At 59.8% G+C, this 6,556-nt stretch carries 5 protein-coding genes and 1 pseudogene; 2 read left to right on the top strand and 4 right to left on the bottom strand.

Annotation, left to right across the window (positions count from 1 at the left end; genetic code table 11):
• Positions 1 to 9: 9 nt before the first annotated feature.
• From KX729_RS30280 to KX729_RS30295, 4 genes are all read right to left on the bottom strand, one after another.
• Entirely contained in the window at positions 10 to 927 is a 918-nt protein-coding gene (locus KX729_RS30280; protein ID WP_219746169.1) for an ABC transporter permease, read from the bottom strand.
• 34 nt (positions 928 to 961) lie between these two features.
• The gene (locus KX729_RS30285; protein ID WP_219746170.1) at positions 962 to 2,446 is read right to left on the bottom strand and encodes an NAD(P)-binding domain-containing protein; all 1,485 of its coding nucleotides are present in this window, start codon (positions 2,444 to 2,446) and stop codon (positions 962 to 964) included.
• A gap of 2 nt (positions 2,447 to 2,448) precedes the next feature.
• Positions 2,449 to 3,420, bottom strand: a complete 972-nt coding sequence (locus KX729_RS30290) for a LysR family transcriptional regulator (protein WP_219746171.1) — start codon at positions 3,418 to 3,420, stop codon at positions 2,449 to 2,451.
• 216 nt (positions 3,421 to 3,636) lie between these two features.
• Positions 3,637 to 4,119 carry an Lrp/AsnC family transcriptional regulator gene (locus tag KX729_RS30295; protein ID WP_219746172.1) on the bottom strand — a complete coding sequence of 161 codons (483 nt, stop codon included), beginning with the start codon at positions 4,117 to 4,119 and terminating at the stop codon, positions 3,637 to 3,639.
• Positions 4,120 to 4,219: 100 nt separating this feature from the next.
• Here KX729_RS30295 and KX729_RS30300 point away from each other — a divergent pair, with 100 nt between their 5' ends.
• Complete coding sequence (locus tag KX729_RS30300; protein ID WP_376776096.1) at positions 4,220 to 5,710, top strand: aminotransferase class V-fold PLP-dependent enzyme; 1,491 nt, start codon at positions 4,220 to 4,222, stop codon at positions 5,708 to 5,710.
• A gap of 1 nt (position 5,711) precedes the next feature.
• Positions 5,712 to 6,428: pseudogene (locus tag KX729_RS30305) on the top strand (MBL fold metallo-hydrolase); the annotation flags it as partial.
• Between the last annotated feature and the right edge of the window lie 128 nt (positions 6,429 to 6,556).

Here is a 6,556-nt window from a genome sequence, read left to right on the forward strand (position 1 = left end):
TGTGCCGCCCTATCGCCGCCGGATGCGCGGATCGAGCACGCCGTAAAGCAGATCGACCACGAGGTTGATGACAATGAAGATGGCCGCGACCAGCGCGACACCGGCCTGGATAACCGGAAAATCCTGGTTCTGGATGGCCTGCATGATGATGCGACCTACGCCCGGCCAGGCGAATACTGTCTCGATCACAACCGACCCGCCAAGCAATTCGCCCGCAATGATGCCGATCATCGTGACGACTGGTATCAGCGCATTGCGGGCGATATGCCAGAAGAACACGGTGCGCGGCATCAGGCCTTTGGCGCGTGCGGTGCGCACATAGTCTTCGCGCATGATGTCGAGCAACGACGATCTCAAGAGACGGGCGATCGAGGCGGAAACGAAGACTGCCAGCGTCAAGCCCGGCAGGACGAGATGCGCCCAGGTGCCCGAGCCGCCCGTCGGGAACCAGCCGAGATCCACTGAGAAGACCAGGATCAACATGATGCCAAGCCAGAAGACAGGGGTCGCCTGCCCCAGCAGCGCCGCGATCATGACGATGAATTCCGAGATGGTGCCGCGCCTGAGGGCGGCAACGGCGCCAGCCGTAGCGCCGATCAACGTTCCGAACACAAGTGCGGTGGCCGCGAGCATGGCCGTTGCCGGCATTCTCTCCAGCACGACCTCCATGGCCGGGCGCTGATGCTGGAAAGACATGCCGAAATCGCCTTTCAGCATGGACAGCAGCGACCAGAAATACTGTTCGAGGATTGGCCGGTCGAGGCCAAGTGCCGCGCGCAGTGAATCGATATCCTGCTGGCCGGCACCGACTGGCAATAGAAGTACGGCCGGGTCGCCAAGCACGCGGCTGACGAAAAACACGATCGTCACCACGCCCCAGATCGCGAGTAGCGATTCCCCTATCTTGGCCGCCAGAAAGCGCGTCATGGAGATCCCTCACCGGCTTTGGCGAAAAAGGTCGTCATTCGGCGGCGCCCTTCCGAAGATCATCGAGCATGGCGGCGGAATCTGTCCACTCGTCGCCGAGCAATTCCGGGGTCTCGTAGGCCATCAGGTTGGCGAAATGCGTTTCGCGGTCGGCAACGAAAAGGCTGCGGGCAATGCCGCGCGCCAGGCGGCGCCCACCATTGCTGACGGCCGGAATATCGCCGGAAAGCTTGCCGTGGCTGAGCGATGCCGGATAGTTGAAGCAGTGCACCAAGCGAAGCGAAGGGCAGCTGCCTGGTGTCTTTTCGAGAAATTCGAAGTCCGGACCGAGATAGGGCGAGGTGGCCAGTTCGCCGTTTTCCATGCCTTCTTCCGCCGCGAAAGAATCCTTCCAGAAGCGGATGAATGGCGCAAAATGCTTCAGCTCCGGCCGCATTTCGAGATCGACATTGAAGCCGGTCGCGAAGATGACGAAGTCATAGTCAAGATCGCCCCGCGCCGTTTCGACGATCACCTTGCCTTCGTTTGCGTGCAGCCCCGTTACGCCGGTGCCGAGAAAGAAACGGCCGTTCGGATGGCGCGAGACACGCAACGTCGAATCGCGCGGCGGCGGCGTCTGGGCGCCCAGGACATAATCCAGGAATTTCCACTTCCATTCATCGCTGAGGCCGGCAAAGCCCTGCACCACGCCCTGGCTGGAAATGCCCGTAAACTTGTTGACGCGCGGCATGACCTTGCGGCGAATGATCATATCGACTGCGGCGGCACCCGCTTCGAGCGCGGTTGCCGCGTTGTCCATGCCCGAGGCACCGGCGCCGACTACCGCGACGCGCTTGCCTTTCAGGGCGGCGAAATCGATGTCGTCGGCGGAATGCGCCCAATATCTGCTGTCGACGCGCTTGACGAATTCGGGCACGAAGCCGCCACCGAGACCATCCCGCCCGGTCGCAAGAACGACGTGGCGCGCATGGATGACCTCGGACTTGCCGCTTGCCTCATCGGCCATATCGAGTGCGACGAGATCGTCGTTGACGGGGATCATACTCGTTACGGTGACCAGATTTCGCACCGGCAAGGACAGGACCTTGCGGTACCAGACCAGATAATCCATCCACTGGCCCTTGGGGATCTTGCCAAGCGCGTCCCAGGCATCGGCACCGAACTGGGCCACATACCAGGCACGGAACGTCAACGACGGCAGGCCGAGCGCCGGCCCGGTCAATTGCTTGGGCGAGCGCAGCGTTTCCATCCGCGCATAGGTGATCCATGGGCCCTCACGCCCCTCCGGAGCACGATCGAGGCAAAGGATGTTGTGCATTCCCAACATCTTCAGCGACGCGGCAGCCACGAGGCCGCACATGCCGGCGCCGATGATGACGGCGTCGTAGACACGCTTGCCGTCATGTTCGGTCGCCGGCACCCATTCCTTGGGAGGAAGCTCAAGGAGGGAGAGATCTTCGGAAAGCCTCGCTTCGAGGCTCGCGAGACCTGCCGCCGGCTGCTGAAGCTCAGTAGTCACGATCAATGCTCCTGTGCATGCTGGTCGGCGCCGAATGTTGCATCGGCAACGCGCTCGATTTGACCCGGATCATGCGCCACGAAGCCAGGAATGCGCGCCGCGGAGAGCTGGATGATCAGCTGGATGAGTTCAAGAGCAGTTTCCGGCAAGGGCTTGGAAAGAGCTGAGAAAATGCCCCACAGAAAGGGGATGTCCATGTCGAGCGGGCGGATCTCGACGTTCTTCAACTGGATGCCATAGGCGGTCGCAGGCTCGACGATCGCGACGCCGAAACCGGTCGAGGCCAGTTGCAGCGCATTGATGGCCGCATTGCTGTCGACTATCATCGACGGTCGTACGGCAGCGGCCTCGAGGGCCTGATTCACGCGCCGGCGCAGACGGAACGGATTGGCCATCGTGATGATACAGCGATCGGCGAGATCGCTTGCCGAAATGCTCGACCGGGCAGCCAGAGGATCATCCGACGCAATTGCTGCAACGCAGGGAGCCTGGAAAAGCCCATGAACCTCAAGCCCTGGATGCTCGATGGGCAACGACGCGACGCAAAAATCGGCGGTTCGCGCCAGTACAGACTGCACCGCAGCTTCGGCCGAAATGCTACGCAGGTGAATATTTCGGGGCAACAGCTCGGCCGGCATTTCGGCGAGCGCCAACGGCAAAAGGCCACTGGCGAATGCCGGAATGGCGGCAATTTCGATCGGCGCCAGTTCTGCCGACGCGATGGTCTTGGCGCGCTCCTTGAGCTGGCCGATGCCGGTCAGGAAACGCTCCGCATCCGCATGAAACGCGACCGCTTTCGAAGTGGGGGTGATGCGCGGGCCGCTACGCTCGAACAGAGCAAAACCGATCGAAGCCTCAAGCTCCTGGATCAGCCTCGTCACCTGAGATTGGGAGCGATCCAGAAGTCGCGCCGCACCGGTGATGCTCCCGGCGCTCATGACCGCAAGAAACACTTCGATCTGCTTGATTTCCATCCGGGAGCCTATGATGCGTATTTTGCAACATTGATCTTCATCAATTCAAATATCGCATACTTAACTTTTGGGCAAACAAAATTTTTGCACATTTTGTGTGCGATGCAGCACGTATCTTCTTCCGGAGAGGCAACCGCAGAACAAATTGCTCCGTCCGCCCTTAAGGGCGGCAGATGATCGCGAACGCGGCGATAATGGGGAGCTGAGAGACCGGCCTCAGCGCATGCGGCTGAGGTCGAGTCCGCGATTGTCGATCATGGCTTCCATGGAGAAGAAACCGGTCACCGTCGCGAGATCGAAATTGGTGATGAGCTTCTGATAGAACGCGTCGTAGCCGGACATGCCTCTGGTGACGACCTTGATGAGGTAGTCCCACTCGCCGCCGATGCGATAGAAGTCGATGACTTCCGGCAGGCGCTCAACATGGTCGCGAAAACTATCGATCCACTCCTTCGAGTGATGCCGGGTGCGGATCATCACGAAGACGGTGAGATCCAGCCCCAAGGCGGAGAGATCGACGTCGATATGCGAGCCACGGATCAATCCGGTCGAATGAAGCCGCTGCAACCGCCGCCAGCAGGCATTCTGAGACAGGCCGACCTTCTCGGCAAGATCGCGTTGCGACAGATTTGAATCTCTCTGCAACGCCGTGAGAATTTTCAGATCAAAACTATCAATCTTGACGGACTTGTCGATCATTTGACCCAAATATTGACCGCGAGTGCAGGAAAAAGGTGAGTTTTTTGACGTTGAAGCACAATATGATCGCTGTCAACGCCGTAGCCAGAGGATGCTATCCGTGACCGCTCCCGTTGCTTGCGACCAGAACGATACCGCTCTTACACGATTTCACCGAGATCTCGTCAGCAACCTGGCAGATTTGAACAAGGGCCTGATCGGCGCGAACACGCAGCTCGAAGGCCCTTACGGCGCCAAAACTCTCGTTTATGCCGACTATGTCGCCTCGGGGCGCGCGCTTCGCCAGATCGAGAACTTCGTGCTGGACGAAGTTCTGCCCTATTACGCGAACAGCCACACGGAAGCGTCTTATTGCGGAGGCTTCATGACGCGTATGCGGCGCGAGGCCCGAGCCATGATTGCGGGTTTCTGCGGCGCGAACGAAAAGCACGCGGTGATCTTCACGGGTTCAGGCGCGACGTCCGGCCTGAACCGTCTCGTCAAGCTCTTCGGAATAGCCGAAGCCCTGGCGGTCGGCCAACATGTCCGGGTCGTCATCGGCCCATACGAACACCATTCGAATATTCTTCCATGGCGCGAGAGCGACGCGGAAATCGTTGAGCTCGCTGAATCTCCCTGGGGCGGTCCGGACCTGGCACAGCTTGACGACGCACTCCGTAGCGGTTCTCCCGATCTTGTCATCTGCACGCTTTCAGCGGCATCCAATATCACGGGTATCCGCAGCGATGTCGCGACGATCACCCGCATGGTCAAGGCGGCCGGCGCGAAAATGGTTTGGGACTATGCGGGAGCCGGCCCTTACGTGCCGATCGCCATGTCTCCGGGTGAAGGAGCCGATATCGACGCGATCGTGCTTTCGCCCCACAAGTTCATCGGCGGTCCGGGCGCATCTGGCATCTTGATCGTCCGTCGCGATGGCCCCGTTACCAGGAAACCTTCGCTACCGGGTGGCGGCACAGTGAAATTCGTCTCGCCGCACTCTCACGATTACAGCGACAGTCTCGAGGCCCGCGAGGAAGCCGGCACGCCGAACGTCGTGGGAGACATCCGGGCGGCTTTGGCGTTCATCGTGAAGCATGCGATCGGCCTTGAGCAGATGGAGGCGCGGAATCGCGCGTTGGCGCAAAGGGCGTTTGCGGCCTGGAAAGACGTTTCGCAACTCGAACTGCTCGGATTATCGAAGCCCGACAGGCTGCCTATCTTCTCGTTCAGGATCAAGAATGGCCGCGGTGGCTATGTCCACCAGCAGCTCATCACCCGCATGCTGAGCGATCGCTTCGGCATTCAGGCGCGCGGTGGCTGTGCCTGCGCCGGCCCATATGTTCACCGGCTGCTGTCGATCGATGCCGAGCAATCCGATGAGCTGCGGCGGGCCATCCTTGCCGGCGAGGAGATCAAAAAGCCCGGCTTCACGAGACTGAACTTCAGCGTGCTGCTTTCCGACGAGAAGGTGGATTTCATCATCAAGTCGGTAGCGCAGCTTGCCGCCGATGCGCCGATGTTCGAAGAGGATTATGTTTTCGACGCCTCACGGGCGATCTTCTTCCCCAAGCTCGCCGAGCAAGAAGGCCGCGCCCATGCAATCGCCTGATGTCGCGGCTTTTTATGACGCACGAACAGGCAGTATCCAATATGTGGTAAGCGATCCGCAAACACGGAAATGCGCCATCATCGATCCGGTTTTGGATTTCGACGAGAAATCCGGATCCACGGCGACCACGAATGCCGACGCCATTATCGGTCATATCGAAAAACACGGCTTGTCGGTCGAGTGGATTCTCGATACGCATCCGCATGCCGATCATTTTTCCGCCGCGCATTATTTGAAGGCGAAAACGGGCGCTCGGACTGCCATCGGCGAACATGTCAGGCAGGTGCAGAAAATCTGGGGCGATATCTATAACTGGCCGGACTTCGCCTGCAACGGCAGCCAATGGGATCGGCTTTTCAAGCATGACGAGATCTTCCCGCTCGGCAATCTCGATGTGCGCGTCATGCACTCTCCTGGCCATACCCTAGCCTCGGTGACCTATATCATCGGCAATGCCGCATTCATCCACGACACGCTGTTCATGCCGGACAGCGGTTCGGCGCGGGCGGATTTTCCCGGTGGGTCTGCGCTCGACCTCTGGCAATCCATCCAGGCCATCCTGTCGCTACCGGACGAAACGCGGCTTTTCACCGGCCACGACTATTGTCCCGGCGGCCGCGAAGCGCTTTGGGAAAGCACCGTTACCGAACAGAAGAGCAGCAATCCGCAGATTTCCGGCAAGTCACGCGACCACTTCGTCGCGCTTCGCGAGGCCCGCGTGTGGCGGCAAGGTTGAAATGTCCGCCGGTTTGCAAAGTAGAAATGTCCGACGGGTCGTCACAATGCCCATCGACGAGCCCCGATCTGACCGGCTGATACCGGTTGCAAGATCAGATCGGGGCGTGT

It is taken from the genome of Neorhizobium populisoli (assembly GCF_019430945.1).
Lineage (GTDB): Bacteria > Pseudomonadota > Alphaproteobacteria > Rhizobiales > Rhizobiaceae > Neorhizobium > Neorhizobium populisoli.

Coding starts and splice junctions, on each gene's coding strand:
- KX729_RS30290 (WP_219746171.1), bottom strand. CDS start 3,420: ATGGAAATCAAGCAGATCGAAGTGTTTCTTGCGGTCATGAGCGCCGGG.
- KX729_RS30295 (WP_219746172.1), bottom strand. CDS start 4,119: ATGATCGACAAGTCCGTCAAGATTGATAGTTTTGATCTGAAAATTCTC.
- KX729_RS30280 (WP_219746169.1), bottom strand. CDS start 927: ATGACGCGCTTTCTGGCGGCCAAGATAGGGGAATCGCTACTCGCGATC.